This is a genomic window from Amycolatopsis sp. NPDC005961 (genome assembly GCF_040629235.1).
GTDB lineage: Bacteria > Actinomycetota > Actinomycetes > Mycobacteriales > Pseudonocardiaceae > Amycolatopsis > Amycolatopsis camponoti.
This window is the reverse complement of sequence record NZ_JBEXVF010000017.1, coordinates 81,751-101,155: the sequence shown is the minus strand read 5'-3', so window position 1 is coordinate 101,155 and position 19,405 is coordinate 81,751. Positions and strand designations below refer to the sequence as shown.

The window sequence follows — 19,405 nt, the reverse complement described above, 5'->3', positions numbered from 1 at the left end:
CGCCGCGACGGGGGGCCGCGGCGTCGCCTCACTTCACGCGTGGCGGAAACACAAGGTGCCCCACTGGAAACCCGCTCCGATCGACGACACCACGTACGTGTCCCCGGGACGGACCGCGTCCGTGCTGAACCGCTCGTGCAGGGCCGTGAACACGCCCGCCGAACCCGTGTTGCCCAGGCTCTCCACCGTGATGGGCGCCCGGGAGCGGGGGATGCCGAGCTTGTCCAGGGCCGCCGTGATGATGTTCAGGTTGGCCTGGTGGAGGAACACGTGCGTGATCTCCTCCACCGGCACCCCCGCGTTGTCCGTCGCGCGCAGGATGCTGTCCGGGAGGCAGCGCGTCGCCGTGTTCCAGACCGATCGGCCGTTCATCTTCAGGTACTCGCCCGCCGCCGGGATTTCGACGTCGTACGACAGTTCCGAGCCGAAGTCCCAGCCCAGGAGGCCGCCCTGGGGTGACGACGCGCGCGTGAGGACCGCCGCGCCCGCCGCGTCGCCGAAGAACACCCTGGTCGTGCGGTCCCGCGGGTCCGTCACGCGGGACGCGCAGTCCGCCGCCACCACCAGGACGGTCCGGGCCGCCGACGTCTGGAGCAGGTGCGCCGCCAGGAACAGCGCCTGGACGCCGTTGGCGCACGCCGCCTGCGTGACGTCCAGGGTCAGCGCGCGGTCCGCGCCCAGCAGTTCCTTGACGATCAGCGCCGTCGACGGCAGCGGCTGGTCGGCGGTGTAGGTCCCGACGATGATCGCGTCGAGGTCGCGGGCCGTGACGCCGGCCGCGGCCAGCGCCGGGCGGGCGGCCGCCGCGCACATGTCCGACGTCGCCCGGTCCGGCGCGAGGCGGCGGCGGACGTGGATGCCGGTGCGGCTGACGATCCACTCGTCGGAGGTGTCCAATGTCGACGCGAGCTCGGCGTTGGTGACGACCTCCGGTGGCAGGTGGACGCCGGTGCCCGTGATCGCGACCGGAACGGAGAGGGCGGTCACCGCGCACCTCCGGCGTAGACGTTCCGCGACGGGTGCAGCTGCTGCTCGAGGTCGGTGTAGAACCGGCCGGACTCGCACGGCTTGCCGAGCAGGATGCGGCGCGCCGCCTCGCCGCACAGTGCCCCGCCGAGCGCGACGCCGGACGCGAGCTGCGGCCAGCTGCTGAGCGTGCGGCCCAGCTCGCCGAACGACGCGGCCAGTTCCGGGCTGATCCGTCCGGCGTCCACCATCGCGAGGATCAGGTCCACCTTCTCCTGGTGGCCGAGTTCCAGCAGGTCGACGGACTTCACGTCGCCGAGCAGCCCGTGCAGCAGCGGCCGGTCGGGCTCGGCGTCGAACCGCTCGACGTCGAGCATGCCGCGGTCGTTGCAGTCCATCACGACCGGGATGCCGAGGTCGCGCGCGTACTCGCGGGCCGCGATCTTCACCCACGGCGTGTCGCACTCCTCGACGAGCAGGTCGATCCCGCCGCGGAAGAACTCGTCGATGGTGTCCGGGTTCAGGCCGTCGCGCTGGATCTCGATGTCGAGGTACGGGTCGATCTCGGCCATCTGGCGCGCCGACAGCACCGCCTTGTTGACGCCGAGGTCGTGCACCCCGCCGCGCAGCCGGTTCAGGTTCGACAGCCCGAAGTCGTCGAAGTCGGCCAGCCGGTAGGCGCCGCCGATGCCTTCCAGCGCGAACGTCAGCGCCGCGCTGTTGCCGACGGACAGGCCGATGATCCCGATCCGCTTGCCGAACAGCCGGCGCTGCTCGGGCCGCTCGATCCGGCCGCGGTTGCGGTCCGTGCGCACCAGGCGGAACTCTTCGCGGGGCAGCACGTGCACGAGCCGGCCGGACCACGGGTACCAGGCCCAGGTTCCGTACGCCCACGGCGGAACGCCGGCGAGCTGGTCGGCTTTGATGCGGTCGATCTCGGCCGCGTCGCGGCACGCGGGTTCGCGGCTGCGGACCAGCTCGATCAGCTGGTCGTCGATCGTGTCGTGGACCTCGCGGACGTCGCCGGAGGCCAGCAACGCGGTCAGCGTGTCCGCGCTGTGGAGTACCGGCTGCCAGACGTCGCGGTCCGGCGCCGGCGCGTCGGCCAGGGTGACCGGCGCGGCGCGGACGGCCTGCGGCGCGGCGGCCACGGGCGTCGCGCTGGCGGCGGCGATGACGGGGAACTCGTCCCGCAGCCGGGTGACGAGGTCGTGGTGGCGCCCGGCTCCGTCGGCCACGCGGTGCAGCATGATCACGACGTCTTCGGTGTACTGCGGGACATAGCGGCGCGTCCCGGGCACGGGCCGGAAGCCGAACCGCTCGTGGAAGCGGTCCTGGCCGTCCTTCGTGCCGGACGTGCCGACCATCGCCCGGGCGCCGAGGTGGTGGGCGGCGCCGACGGCGAGCGCGTTGAGGTACTGGCCCAGTCCCAGTTTCCGCGCGCGGTGCTCGACCACCAGCCTGCTGTGCTCGAACACGTCCGCCTCCGGGAGCCCTTCGGCGGCCAGCAGTTCCTCGTAGCGTTCGTCGCCGAGGAACTCGCGCGACTGGTACGGCACGCCGGCGTCCGGCGTGGACAGCCGGATGTACCCGAGCGGCGGCCCGGCGGGGCTCCGGCGGGCGATGAAGTGCCACGCGCCGAAGTCGAGGGCCTGGTCGTCGACGTGGGTGCCGTCGGCGCGGCGGAAGTCCGGCCGGCGGCCGTGGTCGAACAGGATCCGCGCGCGGAGCTCACGGACGGCGTCGAGCAGCGCACGGTCGCCGCGGAAGGCGGTGACGTGCCAGTCCGGCGTGGCCGACTCCGCGCCGGGGTGGTTCAGGTGGGTCAAGTCGAGCCTTTTCTCCAGGAGGTGTGGGCGGAGGTCGCCCGGAAGAGGCCGGGCCGGACGACGTGGTCCGGACCAGGGCGGGCGAACAGTAGCAGCGGCTGCCGGCCCCGGCTCGATGATGCGACAGCGCCTGCGCACGGCCGGGAAATCCTTTACCGGGAACGAAATTGACGCGCGGTGATTTCGCGTGCCCGCGAATGATGAAGATCGACAACGGTTTTCCACTCGATGGGGTGGCGGACCGTTCCGGACGGCGATGAGCGCGCCGACCGAGGCCGGGCGGCTCACGACGAGTCTTCACCCCGGCGGGGGAGAGATCATCTCGCCGGGCGGTCGATTCGGACGTCTCCCGTTCGACGCACTGGTGACGACGACACGGAGGAACCGATGACCGGACCGATCAGGCTGTACATGACGATGTCGCTCGACGGCTTCGTGGCGGGGCCGGACGACCGGCCGGGCCAGGAGATGGGACGCGGCGGCTTCCGGCTGTTCGACTGGCTCGACGACCGCGACGGCGACGGGCCGAGCGGGCAGGTGTACGCCGAAGCGACGGCGACCGGCGCGCTGATCTCCGGCCGGCGGACGTTCGAGCTGGCCGGCCGCTGGGGCGGCGATCACCACGACGGCGTCCCGATCCACGTGCTGACCCACCACGTCGACCCGTCCGACGTGCCGCCCGGGAGCGCGCGGTTCTACACGGATGTGGTGGCGTGCGCGGAAGAAGCGCGCGAGGCGGCGGGCGACCGCGGGGTCATGGTCCACGGCGCGGGGGCCGCGCAGGCGTTGCTGAAAGCGGGACTGCTGGACGAGCTGGAAATCCACCTGGTGCCGGTGCTGCTCGGTGGCGGGCGCCGGTTGTTCGGCGACGGGGACCAGGTCGAGCTGGACCTGGTGCGGCAGCTGGCGGATCGCGGCGTACTCCACCTGCGGTACGCCGTGCGCCGGTGACGGGTGCTCGGTCCCGGGGGTGCCGCCCCGGGACCGAGCGGGCGGTCAGTCGGCGTCCGGGAAGTGGATGTCGGCGACGTGGACGTCCACGGAGGCGACCTCCAGGCCCAGGTAGTCTTCGACGGCTTCGACCAGCTGGACGCGGATCTGCTCGGCCAGCGCCTTGACCGCGCGCCCGAACTCGACCACCAGCGTGACGGCGATCGTGGCGACCTCGCCTTCGACCTCGACGGAGGTGCCGGCCTCGTCGAGCTCGTACACGCCTTCGGCCTTGCGGGCGACGCGGATGACGATCTTGGACACGACGCCGTCGGCGACGGTGGTGCTGCCGCGGTTGCCCGCGGCGGGCCGGGAACCGGTTTCTTCGGCCACGGGGGCCTCCTCGGTGGCGACCGCCACCGGCGCCTCCTCGGCGACCTCGGTCTCCTCCGCGACAGCTTCATCTGCGGTCTCGGCGGAATCGGTGTCCTCGTCGGACTCTTCGTCCGCGACCGCTTCGTCGGAAGCCTCGTCGGTGACGTCCTCTTCGGTCTCGGTCTCGGCCTCGGCGGAGTCGGTGTCCTCGGTGGCGTCGTCGTCAGCGGAGTCGTCGGCTTCGTCCACGTCGGTCGTCTCGTCGACGGCGTCTTCGGTCTCGGTGGTGGTGTCCTCGGCCGGCTCGACGGTCTCGGTGGTGTCGGCGGCCACGGTCTCCGTGGCGGCGGTGCCGTAGCCGTAACCTTCTGAACTGGGCGTTTCGTTCTGGGCGCGACCGAAGATGCTGTTGATGACGTCGGACATGTTTTCCCCTTTTCGGGAGCGACGACTGCGGATGGGGACGAGCGGAGACGGCGACACTATAGGGGTACGGAGCATGATCCCCGTCACAGACCCCCGGGTTCGAGACTCGCTTGTGTCCCAACAGATATCCGGCGCGTGACAACGCTCTCCGGGTTGACTGGACCTGTGATCACGGTCCGTCAGACCGGGGTGAGCGATCAGTGATGCCGACGCGGAAATGACGTCCAGGAATTGTCCACTTTCCGGCCAGTGGGCATTCCGTCAGTCATTCCGGAATAGCCCGGCGGGAACGCTCGTGCCCAAAGCGCGATACCCCGCCGGGTTCAGGTGCAGGTGGTCGCCGACGTCGTAGGCCGGCAGCAGGCGGGCCGGGGCTGCCGGGTCGCGGACCACGCGGTCGAAGTCCAGGACCGCGTCGAAGTGACCGCGGATCCACGTGTTCACCACTGTCCGAGCCGCCTCGCGTTCCGGGGAGTCGTAAGCGGAGTTGCCGCCGAACGGGGTCAGTGTCGCGCCGTACACCTGGATGCCGGCCGCGTGGGCGCGGGTCAGGATCTGGTCGTACGCGTCGATCAGGTCGGCCGCCGTGGACGCCGCCGCCTCGGGGGCCGCCGTGCCGAGGTCGTTGATCCCCTCGAACACGATCGCCCGCGAAACCCCGCTCTGGGCCAGCAGATCGCGGTCCAAGCGGGCCAGGACGTTCGGGCCGAGACCGTCCTGCAGCACCCGGTTGCCGCCCGCGGCCTGGTTGACCACCGCGGACGACAGCCGCGACGCCAGGACGTCGGGCCAGCGGTCGTTGCCGTTGGTCGTCGAACCGCGGCCGTCGGACAGCGAATCGCCGATCACCGCCACCGCCGGCGCGGGGGACAGGACCTCGATGCCGCTCAGGAAGTACCAGTGGTCCACCGGCGTCGCGCCGGTCAGGTCCGCGGCGGCCACCTGGTCGCCCGGCACCAGGTACGACGTCGTGCGGGAGCCCGGGTGGGACGTGATCGACAGCGATCCCTGGCCGTGCGCCAGGTACGCCGTCACCGTGATGTTCTCGAAGGGACGCACCGGGAACGGCAGCGGGTCCGACACCACCTGCGCGCCCATCGGCACCGTCGTCGACGGCTTGCCGTGGAACGTCACCGGCAGCACGCTGCCGGGCACCACCGCCGAAACCCCGGCGCGCCCGTCGAGCGGCCGCGCGACCGTGACGGCCGAAAGGGGCAGCGGTGCCCCGCCGAAGGCGTTCGAGAACCGCAGGCGGATCCGGGGCCCGCCGGCCGACACGTGCGCCGTCTGCCGCAGGGAAGCGTTGTCCAGCACCCGGTCGGCGCCCGTGTATGGCGCCGGCGGCAGGTTCGACGGCTCGGTCAGCTGCGGCATCGACGTCCACGTCGCGACCCAGTGCGACGCGGGCGGGCGCCCGGACGCACCCACGAACAACGCGGTCAGGACGGCCAGGACGACGACCAGCGAAGTCCGTCTCACGACCCGAACTCCGGCGCCAGGACGCGGTCGAAGCCGACGTGACGGCGTGACCCGGTGAGCGTGCAGTGCAGGGTCGCGACGAACTGCTCGCTCGAAGTCCCGACGCGCAGTTCGACGTCGCCGGGGTCGACCAGGCGCCGTCCGTCCCGGCCCGTGTACGACGTCAGGTCCGCGTGCAGGCCGATGTCGACGACGACCGTCGCGCCCGGCTCCAGCGAGACCCGGCGGGCCGCGATCAGCTGGCGCTCGGGGCGCGCGACCTCCGCCACCGGGTCGTGCAGGTACACCTGGACGACCTCCGATGCGGGCCGGGAGTGGTCGTTGCGCAGGGTCACCCGGACCCGGCACACGCCGTCGGTCGGCCACAGGGACCCCGTCGCGCTCACGTCGACCCAGGTCACCGGCGCGTACGACAGCCCGTGGCCGAACGGGAACAGTGCCGTCGGGTCGACCGTGCTCACCTCGCTGCGGCGGCCGAGCGGCGCGGCGAGGTACGTCGAGGGCTGGCTCGCGCCGGCCGCCGGGAAGCTCACCGGCAGCCGGCCCGACGGGTCGATCCGTCCACTGAGGACACCTTCGAGCGCCGGAGCGCCCTCTTCGCCGGGGTAGAAACCGCAGATCACCGCGGCCAGCCGGTCGATCTGCCGCGAAAGCTCGTACGGGCGCCCGGAGAGCAGGACCAGCACGACCGGCTTGCCGGTGGCCAGCAGAGCTTCCAGCAACTCCTCCTGCCGGCCCGGCAGCCGCAGGTCGGGCGCGTCGCAGCCTTCCCCGGACGTCCCGCCGCCGAACAGGCCCGCCCGGTCACCCAGGACGGCCACGCAGACGGACGCGTCGGCGCACGCCGCCACCGCTTCCTCGATCCCGGCGTCGTCCCCGCCGACGACCGGGCAGCCCAGCGCGTACGTGACGTCGAAGGACGACCGCAGCGCCTCCGCCACCGTCGGCACCGTGACGCCGAACGGGACGTCCGGGTGGTGGACGCCGACGTGCAGCGGGAACGAGTAGCAGCCGAGCATCGCACCCGCCGTGTCGGCGCGCGGCCCGACGACGGCGACCCGGGCGCCGGGAGCCAGCGGCAGTGTCCCGTCGTTGTGCGCCAGCACGATCGACTTCTCGGCCACCTCGCGGGCGAGCGAGCGCGACGCGGCGTCGTCGAGGTCGACCTCCTCGGGCACCTCGGGTGCCCAGTCCGCGTCGAGCAGGCCCAGTTCGCACTTCTGGCGCAGCACGCGCTCGAGGGCGCGGTCGACAGCGGCGGCGTCGACCGCGCCCCCTTCCACCGCGGCGAGCAGCGGCTCGCCGTAGCAGTCCATCGTGGGCAGCTCCACGTCGACGCCCGCGGTCAGCGCCTGCCCGGCCGCGTCGGCCCGGTCGGCCGCGACGCCGTGCAGCCGGTGCAGGAACGCCACGCCGAAGTAGTCGGCGACGACCGTGCCGGTGAAGCCGTAGGTGTCGCGCAGCAGGCCCGTCAGCAGTGTCGTATCGGCGGCGGCCGGCACGCCGTCGGTGTCGTTGTAGGCGCTCATCACCGACCGTGCGCCGGCGCGCAGCGCGAGCTCGAACGGCGGGAGCAGGACGTCCGCGACCTCCCGCGGCCCGGCCGAAACCGGGGCCAGGTTGCGCCCGGCACGCGAGGCGGAGTACCCGACGAAGTGCTTCAACGTCGAGATCACGCCGGCCGACTCGAGCCCGGCGACGTACGCGCTGCCGATCGTGCCGACCAGGTACGGATCTTCGCCGATGGTCTCTTCGACGCGGCCCCACCGCAGGTCCCGCGCGACGTCGAGGACCGGCGCGAGGCCCTGGTGCACGCCCAGTCCCCGCATGGTCTGCCCGATCCGCGCGGCCATCCGGCGCACGAGGTCCGGGTCGAACGTCGCACCCCAGGACAGCGGCGCGGGGTAGATCGTCGCCTGCCACGCGGCCAGCCCGGTCAGGCATTCCTCGTGGACGAGGGCGGGGATGCCGAACCGGTTGCTGGAGACGATCTGGCGCTGCCTGCGCGCGAGGCTGTGCGCCCCGATCAGCGGGTCGACCGGCCGGGTGCCGAAGACGCGGGTCAGCTGCCCGATGCCGTGGCGGACCAGGTCGTCGAGGTCGACCGCGGCGTCGACGAAGTCGTGCTGGTGCGGCGCCATCTCCCCGCCGGCGTCGATGCCGACCCAGACGCCGTAGAGCTGGGCGAGCTTTTCGCGCAGCGTCATGCGCGCCATCAGGGCGCGGACGCGTTCGCCCGGGTCGGCCGCGGGGTCTCGCCACGGCTCGGGGGCCGCGGCAGGCTGCGTGGTCAAGGCTTTCCGCCCTTCGTCAGGAGGTGAGCTTCCGGGACGCGAAGCTTCCGGATGTCACAGGATCAGGAGAGGGCCCGGGTCGAGCTGCGCACCACCAGGCCGGTGTCGAGGGTGATGTGGGTGCGCTCGACCTCGTCGCCGTTGATCAGCGCGATGAGCATGCGGATCGCCCGGTGGCCCATCTCGCGGATCGGCTGGTCCACTGTGGTCAGTGGCGGGCTGCAGAGCGCGGATTCGGGGACGTTGTCGAAGCCGACCACGGAAAGGTCGTCGGGCACGGAAAGCCCCAGCTCGCGGGCCGCGCCGACGGTCGCGATGGCCGAGATGTCGTTCGCGGCGAACACCGCGGTGGGGCGGTCCGGGCCGGTCAGCAGGTCGTGCGCCGACGCCGCGGAAACCTCCGGGTCGTAGGCGCCGATCCGGATCAGGTTCTCGTCGGCCGGCACGCCCGCGGCGTCGAGGGCCCGCAGGTAGCCCGCCTTGCGCAGCGACGCCGATTCGAGGTCGGGGCGGCCGGCGAGGAAGGCGATCCGCCGGTGCCCCAGGTCGAGGAGGTGCTCGGTGGCCAGCTGCGCGCCGCGGAGGTTGTCCGAGTCGATGGTCGGCAGGTGCGACGGCCCGGTGTGCGGGTCGACCGCGACGACCGGCGTGCCGGGCACGGCTTCGAGCGAGACGGCGGGCGTGACGAGGACGGCGCCGTCGACGAGAGTGCCGGAAAGCCTGGACAGGTAACGCTTTTCCCAGCCCTTCGGGTCACCGGTGCGCCCACCGGCGGAGTAGACGACGAGCTCGAACCCGCTGCCGCGGATGGCGTCCGCGGCGCCTTTGAGCAGCTCGGTGGAGAACGGTTCGAGGTCGGCGACCAGGATCCCGATCACGTTGGTCCGGTGGTTTCTCAGGCTCTGCGCCACGAGACTCGCTTCGTACCCGAGCTCTTCGATCACCGCGCGGACCTTCGCGAGCGTCGCGGCGGAGACGCCGTAGCGCTCGTTGATCACCTTGGAAACTGTGGCCACCGAGACGCCGGCGTGGGCCGCGACGTCACGGATGGTCACCCTCGAACTGGGCTGCATGGGGCTCAGACTAGCCATGTAAAACGTTATCGACAACGATTGACATCCGATTTGCCCGGGAGCAAACTCTTCGCCAACCCGGGTGCCGTCGCGCCCCGTCCTACTCGGCCGAAGTCGTCAGGAGTGGACCCACGATGTCTGTCAAACGCCGGATCCCCGTTCTCGCCGCCCTGGCGGCCGTCGTGCCGCTCGCGCTCTCCGCGTGCAGCGGGGGGAGCGACGCACCCGCGCAGCCGAGCGGTCCGGTCACCCTCACCTGGTGGCACAACGGAACCACCGACCCGATCAAGTCGATCTGGGAGAAGGTCGTCGCCGACTACCACCAGGCGCACCCCGACGTCACGATCAAGGCCCAGCCGCTGCAGAACGAGGACTTCCCCACCAAGGTCCCGCTCGCGCTGCAGGGAGCCGAGCCGCCGGACGTCTACCAGTCCTGGGGCGCCGGTGACCTCGCCTCGCAGATCACCTCGGGCAAGGTCGCCGACATCACCGACGCCACGAAGCCGTGGATCACCCAGACCACCGGCAAGTTCGGCGAGAACTGGCAGGTCGACGGCAAGCAGTACGGGGTGCCGTTCGAGCAGCACTTCGTCGGGTTCTGGTACCGCAAGGACCTGTTCCAGCAGGCGGGGATCACCACCCCGCCGAAGACGATGGACGAGCTGAACGCCGCCGTCACGCAGCTGAAGGCCAAGAGCATCGCGCCGATCTCCGTCGGCGGCAAGGACCGCTGGCCCGACGCCTTCTACTACAACTACTTCGCCATCCGCGAATGCTCGATCGACGTGCTCAAGCAGTCGGTGAAGGCGGTCAAGCTCGAAGACCCGTGCTGGACGAAGGCCGGGCAGGACCTGAAGACGTTCCTGGCCACGCAGCCCTTCCAGACCGGATTCGCCGGCACCCCGGCCCAGCAGGGCGCGGGCAGCTCCGCCGGCCTCGTCGCCAACGGCAAGGCCGCGATGGAGCTGCAGGGCGACTGGGAACCCGGCACCATGTCGTCGTTGACCGACGACAAGCAGCTGGACTCGAAGGTCGGCTGGTTCCCGTTCCCGTCGGTGGCGGGTGGCCAGGGCGACCCGGCGGCCGTGCTCGGCGGCGGTGACGGCTTCGCCTGCACCACTCGCGCGTCGAAGGCGTGCGCGGACTTCCTGCAGTACCTGGGCAGTGAACCGGTGCAGACGCAGCTCGCGGCCCAGGGGGCCGGACTGCCCGTCAACACCGTCGCGGCCAAGTCGCTGAAGACCGACACGCTGCGGGCCGTCTACGACTACGGCACGAAGGCGCCGTACCTGCAGATGTACTTCGACCGGGCGTTCCCGACCGCGGTCGGCGCCGCGCTGAACGACGCGGTGGCCAACATGTTCGCCGGCCAGGGCACCCCCGAAGGCATCGTGGCCGCCGTCAACCAGGCCGCGGCGGGCAACAAGTGACCACGGCGACGACCCCGGTGCGGACGGCACGGCCGTCCGCACCGGCGGTCCCCGCCCGGAAGAAACGTCCGAGCCTGCGCAAACGGCTCGAGCTGGCGCTGCTGCTCGGGCCGGCCCTGCTGCTGTTCGCCGGGTTCGTCCTGGTGCCGATCGGGATCGCCGCCTTCTACAGCCTGTTCAAGTGGAACGGCTTCGGCCCGCTCGACAAGTTCATCGGCTTCGACAACTACGCCGACGCCTTCAGCGGGTCGGTGTTCCAAAGCGCCATCGTGCACAACCTGATCATCGCGGGACTTTCGATCGTGGTGCAGCTGCCGCTGTCGATCGGGCTGGCGATGCTGCTCAACCGAAAGCTGCGCGGCCGCGCGGTGCTGCGCGCGCTGGTGTTCGCGCCGTACGTGCTTTCCGAGGCGATCACCGCGGTGATCTGGGTGCTGATGCTGCAGCCCAACGGGTTCGCCGACCAGGTGCTCAAGGGCGCCGGGCTCGGCGGCCTGATCCACAACTGGCTGGCCGACCCGGGCATCGTGCTCTACACGATGTTCGCGGTGATCACCTGGAAGTACATCGGCTTCGGCATCATCCTGCTGCTGGCCGGTCTGCAAGGCGTGCCCGCGGAGCTGCGCGAAGCCGCCGCGCTCGACGGCGCGTCGGCCTGGCAGACCACCCGCCACGTCGTGCTGCCGCTGCTCGGGCCGACCATCCGGATCTGGATCTTCCTCTCGGTGATCGGATCGCTCCAGCTGTTCGACGTCGTCTGGATCATGACGACGGGCGGCCCGGCGAACGCGTCGACGACGATGGCGACCTACCTGGTCGACCACGGCTTCAAGCGCTACGAATTCGGGTTCGGCTCCGCGGTGGCGGTGATCCTGTTCGTCATCTGCTTCGTGTTCGCCCTGCTGTACCAGCGGTTCGCGCTCCGCCGCGACACCCAGGGCGCCCTGACGAGGATGGTGGGCTGATGCGTTCACGCCGGTTCGGCCTGTCGGTGGGCTACCTCGCGGCGATCGTCGTGCTCGGGGTGACCGTCGTCCCGCTGCTGTTCGTCGTGCTCGGCGGGTTCCGCAGCAACGCCCAGCTCAACAACGACCCGGCCGGGCTGCCCGGACCGTGGATCACGGACAACTACGCGTCGGTCCTCGGTACGAGCGCGTTCTGGGGGTTCCTCGGCAACAGCGCGCTGATCGCCGTGATCGCGACCGCGGTCGCCGTCGGGCTGGGCTCGATGGCCGGGTACGCGCTGTCGCGGTACCAGTTCAAGGGCCGGGAAGGCCTGTACACCCTGTTCACGCTCGGCCTGCTGTTCCCGCTGACCGTGGCGACGCTGCCGCTGTACCTGTGGCTGCGCCAGCTGGGCATGCTCGAGAGCTTCTGGGGCGTGGCGATCCCGGAGGCGGCGTTCTCACTGCCGGTGACGATCGTGATCCTGCGGCCGTTCATGCACGCCATCCCCGGCGAGATCGAGGACGCGGCCGTGCTCGACGGCGCGAGCCGGCTGGGGTTCTTCTGGCGCATCCTGCTGCCGCTCTCGACACCGGCGCTCACCACGGTCGCCGTTCTCGCCTTCGTGACGAGCTGGAACGCCTACCTGCTGCCGCTGCTCGTGTTCAACGACTCCGCGCACTTCACGCTCCCGCTCGGCGTCGCCACGTTCCAGTCCCAGTACTCCCAGGACACCGCCCGCGTGCTCGCGTTCACCGCGCTGTCGATGATCCCGGCACTCGCGTTCTTCGTGCTCGCCGAACGGCGCATCGTCGGCGGGCTGACCGGATCCGTGAAGGGCTGACTCAGGAGGTCTGCCGTGCCGTCCGAGGTACACCGTCGTGCCTTCTTGCAGTTGCTCGCCGCAGCCGGGGCGGGGTCCGTCGCCCGGCCGGGCCTCGCCGAAGCCGGGACCGGGTTCCCGTTGGTGTCAAAGGGAAAGGCCGCGACGATCGTGGTGGATCCCGGCGATCTGCCGGGGGTCCGCCGGGTCGCCGGAGACCTGGCCGCCGACGTCGAACGCGTCACCGGCGTCCGGCCGGTCGTGACCGACGTGGCTCCCGCCGGCGGGCCGGTCGTCGTGGTCGGGACCCTCGGCCACAGCCCGTCGGTCGACTCGCTGGTCACCGCGGGCCGCCTGGATGTCCGTGACATCACCGGGAAGTGGGAGACGTCGCTCAGCCAGGTCGTCGACGGACGGCTGGTCCTCACCGGGAGCGACCAGCGCGGCGTGATCTACGGCGTCTACGAGGTCTCGCGGCGGATCGGCGTCTCGCCGTGGTACTGGTGGGCCGACGTCCCGCCCGCCCGGAGCGCGGAACTGCACCTCCCGCGGGAACGGTTCAGCCTCGGGACCCCGCACGTGAAGTACCGCGGGTTCTTCATCAACGACGAGAACCCGGCCCTCGGCACCTGGGCGCCCGCGTACTTCGGGCCCGGTCTCGCGCCCGGCTTCCCGAACGGCTTCAACCACCTGTTCTTCGCCAAGGTCTTCGAGACGATGCTCCGGCTGCGGGCCAACTACCTGTGGCCGGCGGTGTGGGGGCGCGCGTTCGCCGAGGACGACCCGCTCAACCACGCGACGGCCCGGGAGTACGGCATCGTGATGGGCACCTCGCACGAGGCGCCGATGATGCGCGGGATCGAGGAGTGGAACCGGCACGCCGTCCCCGCGGTCCGCGACTCCGCGGGGACCATCACGACACCCGGCCACGACCCGTACGGCGGCACGGGCGAGTGGAGCTTCCGCCGCAACGGCGAGGCGATCAAGGCGTACTGGACCGACGGCATCCGCCGGATGGCCCGCGAAGGCTTCGAGGGCGTCGTCACGCTCGGCATGCGCGGCAACGGCGACGTCAGCCTGCCCGACGGCGACGGCATCGAGCTGATGCGGGAGATCATCGCGGCGGAACGCGAGATCCTCGCGCGCGAGCTGAGCACGGACGTCCCGCAGGTGTGGACGCTGTACAAGGAGGTCCTGCGCTACTGGGCGCAGGGCCTGCGCCCGCCCGACGACGTCATCGTGGTGTTCACCGACGACAACTGGGGCAACATCCGCAAGCACCCGGACCTCTCGCTGCCGCCGCACCCCGGCGGGTACGGGCTGTACTACCACTTCGACTACGTCGGCGGCGGCCGCAACTACAAGTGGGTCGACACGGCCCTGCTCGCGAACACCTGGGAGCAGCTGCACCAGGCGATCTCCTACGGGAACGACCGGCTGTGGGTGGCCAACGTCGGGGACATGAAGGGCAACGAGCTGCCGCTGCAGTTCTTCCTCGACTACGCGTGGGACCCTTCGGTGCTCCCGGTCGAGCGGCTGTCCACCTGGGAACGCCAGTTCGCCGCGACGAACTTCGGTCCGGCTCTGGCGTCGGACATCGCCGGGGTGCTGCACGACTACGGGCGGCTGCAGTCCCGCCGGAAGCCGGAGCTGCTCAACCGGCGGATCACCCTCCAGCCTGACGGCACGATCGTCTACGACGACCAGGCGACGCCGTTCAGCCTGGTCGACTACCGGGAACTGGACCGGGTGACCGACGAATGGCGGGAGCTGGCCGCACGGGCGACGCGGATCTCGGCGCGGGTGCCCGCCGATCATCGTGACGCGTTCTACGAACTGGTGCTGTACGAGGTGACGGCGTCGGCGAACCTCTACGCCCTGCGGCGCGCCGAGTTCACGAACCTGCTGTACGCGGCACAGGGACGCGCGTCGGCGAACGGGCTCGCCGCCGTCACCGAGGCGCGGTTCGCCGACGACCTCGCGCTGGCCGAGAAGTACAACACCGGCATCGCGGGCGGCAAGTGGAAGGGATTCCAGACCCAGCCGCACATCGACTACGGCGACGTCGCCCGCTACGGCCCGAACGCGCCCTGGCAGCAGCCGGAACTGAACAACGTCGCGCTGCCGGACGTCATCTTTCCCGCGGTGCGGCGGCTTTCGCTGCCGGTCGAGGCTTCGCTGGGTGTCGCGGTGGACGGGTCCGCGCAGGTGTGGCCGGGCGCGGCGGGACGTCCGGTGCTGCCGGAGTTCAGCCCGTTCCAGACCGCGCCGGCCCAGTACATCGACGTGGTCAACCGGGGCCGGACGCCGTTCCGCTGCCAGGTTTCCGTCGACGCGCCGTGGGTGCTGGTCGAGCCGCGTGGCGGCCGGGTGGGGGAGGAGCTGCGGATGACCGTGCGGATCGACTGGAGCCGGGCGCCGAAGGGCGTGACGACCGTGCCGATCACGGTGTCGGGGGCGGGGGAGTCGGTGGTGGTGGACGCGGTGGTGGCGCACCGCTCGGCGCCGCCGTCGTGGCGGCGCGGGTTCGTCGAGGCCGGCGGCTACGTGTCGATGGAGGCTGCGCACTTTTCGGCGAACGTCGGATCCCCGGACGCATCCTGGCGGGCGGTCCCGGACCTGGGCATGACCCCGTTCCCGGTGACGGCGGCGAGCCGGGCGGCGGGTGCGGGGCCGCGGCTGGAGTACCGGATGGCGCTGTTCACGGCCGGCTCGGTGACGGTGTGGGCGTACCTTTCGCCGCGTTCGAACGTGCTGCCGGGGGACGGGCTGCGGTACGCGATGTCGTTCGACGACGCCGCACCGCAGGTCGTGAACATCACGAAGGCCACGGGCGCCGACGACATGACGATGAACCGCCAGTGGGAGCGGACGACGTCGGACAACGTGAACCTGACTTCGACCCGGCACGTGGTCGAGGAGGCGGGCCCCCACGTGCTCAAGGTGTGGATGGTCGACCCGGTGGTGGTGCTCCGGAAGCTGGTGGTCGACACGGGTGGCCTGCGGCCGAGCTACCTGGGGCCGCCGGAGAGCCTGCGGTGGCCGGGATGAGCGGGCCGCTCTTCGCTACCTCCGTCCGCCGGCCAGCGCGCCGTTCCCCCGGTGCGCCGGGGCGGCCGTGCTGTGGCGGACCACCAGGCTCGTCGCCAGCTCCAGCCGGTGGCTCTCCGGGTGCGTCCCCCGGGCCAGCGAAATCGCCAGCCGCGCCCCCGCGGCCGCCATCTCCTGCAGGGGCTGCCGGATCGTGGTCAGCTCCGGGGTCAGCCAGCGGGCCACCGGCAGGTCGTCGAAGCCGATCACGCTCAGGTCGTCCGGGATGCGCAGCCCCGCGTCGCGCGCGGCCTCGTACACCCCCAGTGCCTGCAGGTCGCTGCCCGCGAACACCGCCGTCGGGCGGTCCGGGAGGGTCAGCAATGACGCCAGCTCGCGATAACCCGACCGGACGTGGAAGTCGCCGCGGCGGACCAGTGCCGGGTCGAAGGCCAGGCCGGCCGTCTCCAGCGCCGTGCGGTAGCCGTCGATCCGGGCTCGGCTGCACAGCACCCCGTCCGGCCCGCCGATCATCGCGATCCGGCGGTGCCCCAGCTCCACCAGGTGCCGGGTGGCGGTCAGCCCGCCCTGCCAGTTCGTGGCCCCGATCGAGGGCGTCTCCGGACCCGGCGCGCCGGCCGGGTCGACCACGACGAGCGGGATGTCGCGGGCCCGCAGCTTCGCCAGCTGCCCGCCGGTGAAGTCCGAACACACCGAAACGATGCCGACCGGCCGTCGCGCCAGCACGCTTTCCAGCCAGCTCTGCCCGGGCGTGTGCCGGCCGGACGATTCCGCGAGCACGACCGCCATTCCGTTTTCGCGGGCGACGCACTCGACCCCGCGGATGATTTCGAGCGCCCACGTGCTTTCGAGTTCGTGGAACATCAGTTCCAGCAGTCGCGAACGGCGGGAACGTTCGTCGGCGCGACGGCGGTAACCGTATTTCCCGATGACCGCTTCCACTCGGGCGCGGGTGCTTTCCGCGACGTCGGGGCGGCCGTTGAGCACTTTCGAAACAGTCGGAACGGAAACCCCGGTCTCGGCGGCGATCCGGGCGATGGTGATCCGGGACGTGAGGGGCTCGGGATCATCGGACGTCGTTGTCATGAAGGAGATTCTAGGTCATCGAAACCCGGTTTGACACACCTCGAAACTTTCGGAAAACGGAGGAAAGAGATGCTGCGAAGTATTCCTATTAAACGCGCCCTGCTGGCGGTCGCGGTCGTCACGGGCATTGCCGTGTGGCAGGCGCCCGCGGCTTCCGCGGCCGTTCCGCTGAAAGACATCACCCATCGCTACGTCGGCAGTGCGGTGGCGGCGTCCTACTTGGCGGACGAAGCCGATTACCGGGCCGTCCTCACCCGGGAATTCGACAACGTGACGCCCGAGAACGAGATGAAATGGGGCACGGTCGAAGCCGTTCGCGGCCAGTACGACTGGTCGGGCGCCGACGCGATCGTCCGGTACGCGCAAACGCACCACAAGACCGTCCGCGGTCACACGCTCGTCTGGCACTCCCAGCTGCCGGACTGGGTGGCCGCGCTGCCCGCCGCCGAGCTGCGGCGCGTCCTGCGCGACCACATCACCACGGAAGTCAAGCGGTACAAGGGAAAGATCCGCGCCTGGGACGTCGTCAACGAGCTGTTCAACGAGGACGGAACGCGCCGCGACACCGTCTTCCGGCAGAAGCTCGGCGACGGCTTCGTCGCCGACGTCTTCCGCTGGGCGCACGCGGCCGACCCGTCCGCGACGCTGTACATCAACGACTACAACATCGAAGGCCGCAACCCGAAGAGCGACGCGGTGTACGACCTGGTGAAGACCCTCAAGCGGCAGGGCGTCCCGATCGGAGGCGTCGGGGTCCAGGCGCACCTGTCGATCCAGTACGGCTTCCCGGGGGAGTACCGCGAGAACCTGGCCCGGCTGACGAAGCTCGGCGTGGACGTCGCGATCACCGAAGCCGACGTCCGGATCCCGACCCCGCCCGACGCGGCGAAGCTCGACACGCAGGCGAGCTACTTCGACCGCTTGTGGGACGGCTGCCAGGCGGTCCGGCGCTGCGTCGAGTTCACGACGTGGGGCTTCACGGACCGGCACTCGTGGGTCCCGGACGTCTTCCCGGGCGAGGGCGCGGCCTGCCTGTTCGACGAGAACCTCCGGCCGAAGCCGGCGTACCTGCGCATCAACCCCTGATCGGGACCGGGCGCAGGCCGCGGGCGGCGAGGGCCGCGAGGATCCGGGGTACCGCTTCGACCGTCGCCGGGCGGCCTTCGTGCATCAGGACGACGCCGCCCGGCTCGGCTCGCGACGCCGCGGCCTCGACCTCGTCCGCCGGGGCCCCCGCCCAGTCGCGGGTGTCGACGGTCCACAGCACCTCGGTGAGCTCGTGCTCGGCGGCGGTCGTCCGGACGGCGTCGTCCGTGTCGCCGTAGGGCGGCCGGAACAGCGCCGGGCGCAGTCCGGTCAGCGTGACCAGGAGGTCCTGCGTCCGCCGGATCTCCTGGTCACGGGCCTCGGCGGCCAGCCCGGTGAGGTGTGGGTGCGTCCAGGTGTGGTTGCCGATCGTGTGCCCCGCCGCGGCGATCGCCCGGACCAGGTCCGGGTGCGCCGCGGCGTGCTCGCCCCACAGGAAGAACGTGGCCCGCACCCCGCCGAGCGCGGCCAGCAGGGCCGGCGTCGTCGCGGGGTACGGGCCGTCGTCGAAGGTCAGCGCCACGGTGTCCATCCGGCGACGGTCACCCGGTACGGCCGCGAGGGGCAAGGACTTTCGGCGTGCTTTCGTCAGCGGGCCAGCGCGGCCAGCCGCTTGGCGGTCGGCCACCGGACGTTCCACGCCCAGCCGAGCTTCTCGAACGCCCAGATCACCCGGGCCGAGATGTCGATCTGCCCCCGCATCGCGCCGTGGCGGGCCGACGTCGGGTCCGCGTGGTGGGTGTTGTGCCAGGACTCGCCCATCGACAGGATCGCCAGCGGCCAGAAGTTCGCCGAACGGTCGCGGCTGGCGAACGGGCGCTCGCCGATCATGTGGCAGATCGAGTTCACCGACCACGTGACGTGGTGCTGGAACGAGATGCGGGCCAGGCCGGCCCAGAGGAACGCGGTGAGCGCACCCCACCAGGACAGGGTGATCAGCCCGCCGAGCAGGGGCGGCAGCAGCAGGCTCAGCACGACCCACAGCGGGAAGAGGCGGTCGACGACACGCATGTCGCGGTCGCGCTCCAGGTCGGGGGCGAAGCGGTCGACGTTGGTCTTGTCACGTCCGAAGAGCCAGCCCATGTGGGCGTGCCAGAAGCCGCGGGCGAGCGCGACCGGTGACGTACCGAACAGCCACGGCGAGTGCGGGTCGCCCTCGCGGTCGGAGAACGCGTGGTGACGGCGGTGGTCGGCGACCCAGCCGATCACCGGGCCCTGCGCCGCGAGGCCGCCGGCGATGGCCAGGGCGATCCGCAGCGCCCGCTTCGCGCGGAACGCGCCGTGGGTGAAGTAGCGGTGGTAGCCGACGGTGATGCCGAGCGTCGACACCACGAAGAACGCGCCGCCGATGGTGAGGTCGAGCCAGCTGACGCCCCAGCCCCAGAACACCGGGACGGCCGCGGCGAGCGCGAGGAACGGGACCAGCAGGAACGTGCGGATGGTGATCAGCTCGGCCACGGTCTGGCGGCCGGAGAGCACGGGTTTGGGGACGGAAGGTCGAGCCTTCACGGAGGCTGTCATGCACTACTCGTTTCGAAGTCATCGCGCGCGGAGCGGGGCTCACGCACGGGGGGCCGGGGAGCGGGAAACACCCGGCGGTCTGCGGTCTGCG

15 protein-coding genes are annotated in these 19,405 nt (G+C 71.3%); 6 read left to right on the top strand and 9 right to left on the bottom strand.

Features of this window, described 5'->3' with window-relative positions; genetic code table 11:
• Nucleotides 1-33: 33 nt before the first annotated feature.
• Nucleotides 34-987 carry a ketoacyl-ACP synthase III gene (locus ABZ342_RS18125; protein WP_360474136.1) on the bottom strand — a complete coding sequence of 318 codons (954 nt, stop codon included), beginning with the start codon at nt 985-987 and terminating at the stop codon, nt 34-36.
• Entirely contained in the window at nt 984-2,795 is a 1,812-nt protein-coding gene (locus ABZ342_RS18120) for a ThiF family adenylyltransferase (protein ID WP_360474134.1), read from the bottom strand. Before ABZ342_RS18120 ends, ABZ342_RS18125 begins: the two co-directional genes overlap by 4 nt.
• 387 nt (nt 2,796-3,182) lie before the next feature.
• Between ABZ342_RS18120 and ABZ342_RS18115 the strand changes: the two genes are divergently transcribed.
• A complete protein-coding gene (locus tag ABZ342_RS18115) occupies nt 3,183-3,746 on the top strand; it encodes a dihydrofolate reductase family protein (protein ID WP_360474132.1) in 564 nt (187 codons plus the stop codon).
• A gap of 45 nt (nt 3,747-3,791) precedes the next feature.
• Here the strand turns inward: ABZ342_RS18115 and ABZ342_RS18110 are convergent, their stop codons facing one another.
• The 4 genes from ABZ342_RS18110 to ABZ342_RS18095 form a co-directional block, all read right to left on the bottom strand.
• Entirely contained in the window at nt 3,792-4,526 is a 735-nt protein-coding gene (locus ABZ342_RS18110) for an Asp23/Gls24 family envelope stress response protein (protein WP_360474130.1), read from the bottom strand.
• A 261-nt stretch (nt 4,527-4,787) separates the two neighbouring features.
• Complete coding sequence (locus tag ABZ342_RS18105; RefSeq protein ID WP_360474128.1) at nt 4,788-6,005, bottom strand: SGNH/GDSL hydrolase family protein; 1,218 nt, start codon at nt 6,003-6,005, stop codon at nt 4,788-4,790.
• Nucleotides 6,002-8,299, bottom strand: a complete 2,298-nt coding sequence (locus tag ABZ342_RS18100; RefSeq protein ID WP_155543827.1) for a glycoside hydrolase family 3 N-terminal domain-containing protein — start codon at nt 8,297-8,299, stop codon at nt 6,002-6,004. The genes ABZ342_RS18105 and ABZ342_RS18100 overlap by 4 nt, the downstream gene beginning before the upstream one ends.
• 62 nt (nt 8,300-8,361) lie before the next feature.
• Entirely contained in the window at nt 8,362-9,372 is a 1,011-nt protein-coding gene (locus ABZ342_RS18095) for a LacI family DNA-binding transcriptional regulator (RefSeq protein ID WP_360474126.1), read from the bottom strand.
• 134 nt (nt 9,373-9,506) lie between these two features.
• Between ABZ342_RS18095 and ABZ342_RS18090 the strand changes: the two genes are divergently transcribed.
• From ABZ342_RS18090 to ABZ342_RS18075, 4 genes are read left to right on the top strand one after another with little or no spacing between them, the layout of a single operon-like run.
• Nucleotides 9,507-10,802 carry an extracellular solute-binding protein gene (locus tag ABZ342_RS18090; RefSeq protein WP_360474124.1) on the top strand — a complete coding sequence of 432 codons (1,296 nt, stop codon included), beginning with the start codon at nt 9,507-9,509 and terminating at the stop codon, nt 10,800-10,802.
• A complete protein-coding gene (locus ABZ342_RS18085) occupies nt 10,799-11,767 on the top strand; it encodes a sugar ABC transporter permease (protein WP_155543829.1) in 969 nt (322 codons plus the stop codon). The genes ABZ342_RS18090 and ABZ342_RS18085 overlap by 4 nt, the downstream gene beginning before the upstream one ends.
• Nucleotides 11,767-12,591 (top strand): carbohydrate ABC transporter permease, encoded by an 825-nt coding sequence (locus ABZ342_RS18080; RefSeq protein ID WP_360474122.1) that lies wholly within the window; start codon nt 11,767-11,769, stop codon nt 12,589-12,591. The genes ABZ342_RS18085 and ABZ342_RS18080 overlap by 1 nt, the downstream gene beginning before the upstream one ends.
• A 15-nt stretch (nt 12,592-12,606) precedes the next feature.
• A complete protein-coding gene (locus tag ABZ342_RS18075; RefSeq protein WP_360474120.1) occupies nt 12,607-15,621 on the top strand; it encodes a glycosyl hydrolase 115 family protein in 3,015 nt (1,004 codons plus the stop codon).
• Nucleotides 15,622-15,636: 15 nt separating this feature from the next.
• Here the strand turns inward: ABZ342_RS18075 and ABZ342_RS18070 are convergent, their stop codons facing one another.
• The gene (locus tag ABZ342_RS18070; protein WP_155543832.1) at nt 15,637-16,707 is read right to left on the bottom strand and encodes a LacI family DNA-binding transcriptional regulator; all 1,071 of its coding nucleotides are present in this window, start codon (nt 16,705-16,707) and stop codon (nt 15,637-15,639) included.
• Between the two features lie 69 nt (nt 16,708-16,776).
• On the opposite strand from ABZ342_RS18070, the gene ABZ342_RS18065 reads away from it, so the two are divergent.
• Nucleotides 16,777-17,793, top strand: a complete 1,017-nt coding sequence (locus ABZ342_RS18065) for an endo-1,4-beta-xylanase (protein WP_360474118.1) — start codon at nt 16,777-16,779, stop codon at nt 17,791-17,793.
• Here the strand turns inward: ABZ342_RS18065 and ABZ342_RS18060 are convergent.
• Entirely contained in the window at nt 17,783-18,325 is a 543-nt protein-coding gene (locus ABZ342_RS18060) for a polysaccharide deacetylase family protein (protein ID WP_360474116.1), read from the bottom strand. The genes ABZ342_RS18065 and ABZ342_RS18060 overlap by 11 nt on opposite strands.
• A gap of 56 nt (nt 18,326-18,381) precedes the next feature.
• Nucleotides 18,382-19,314 (bottom strand): acyl-CoA desaturase, encoded by a 933-nt coding sequence (locus tag ABZ342_RS18055; RefSeq protein WP_360474114.1) that lies wholly within the window; start codon nt 19,312-19,314, stop codon nt 18,382-18,384.
• Nucleotides 19,315-19,405: the final 91 nt, after the last annotated feature.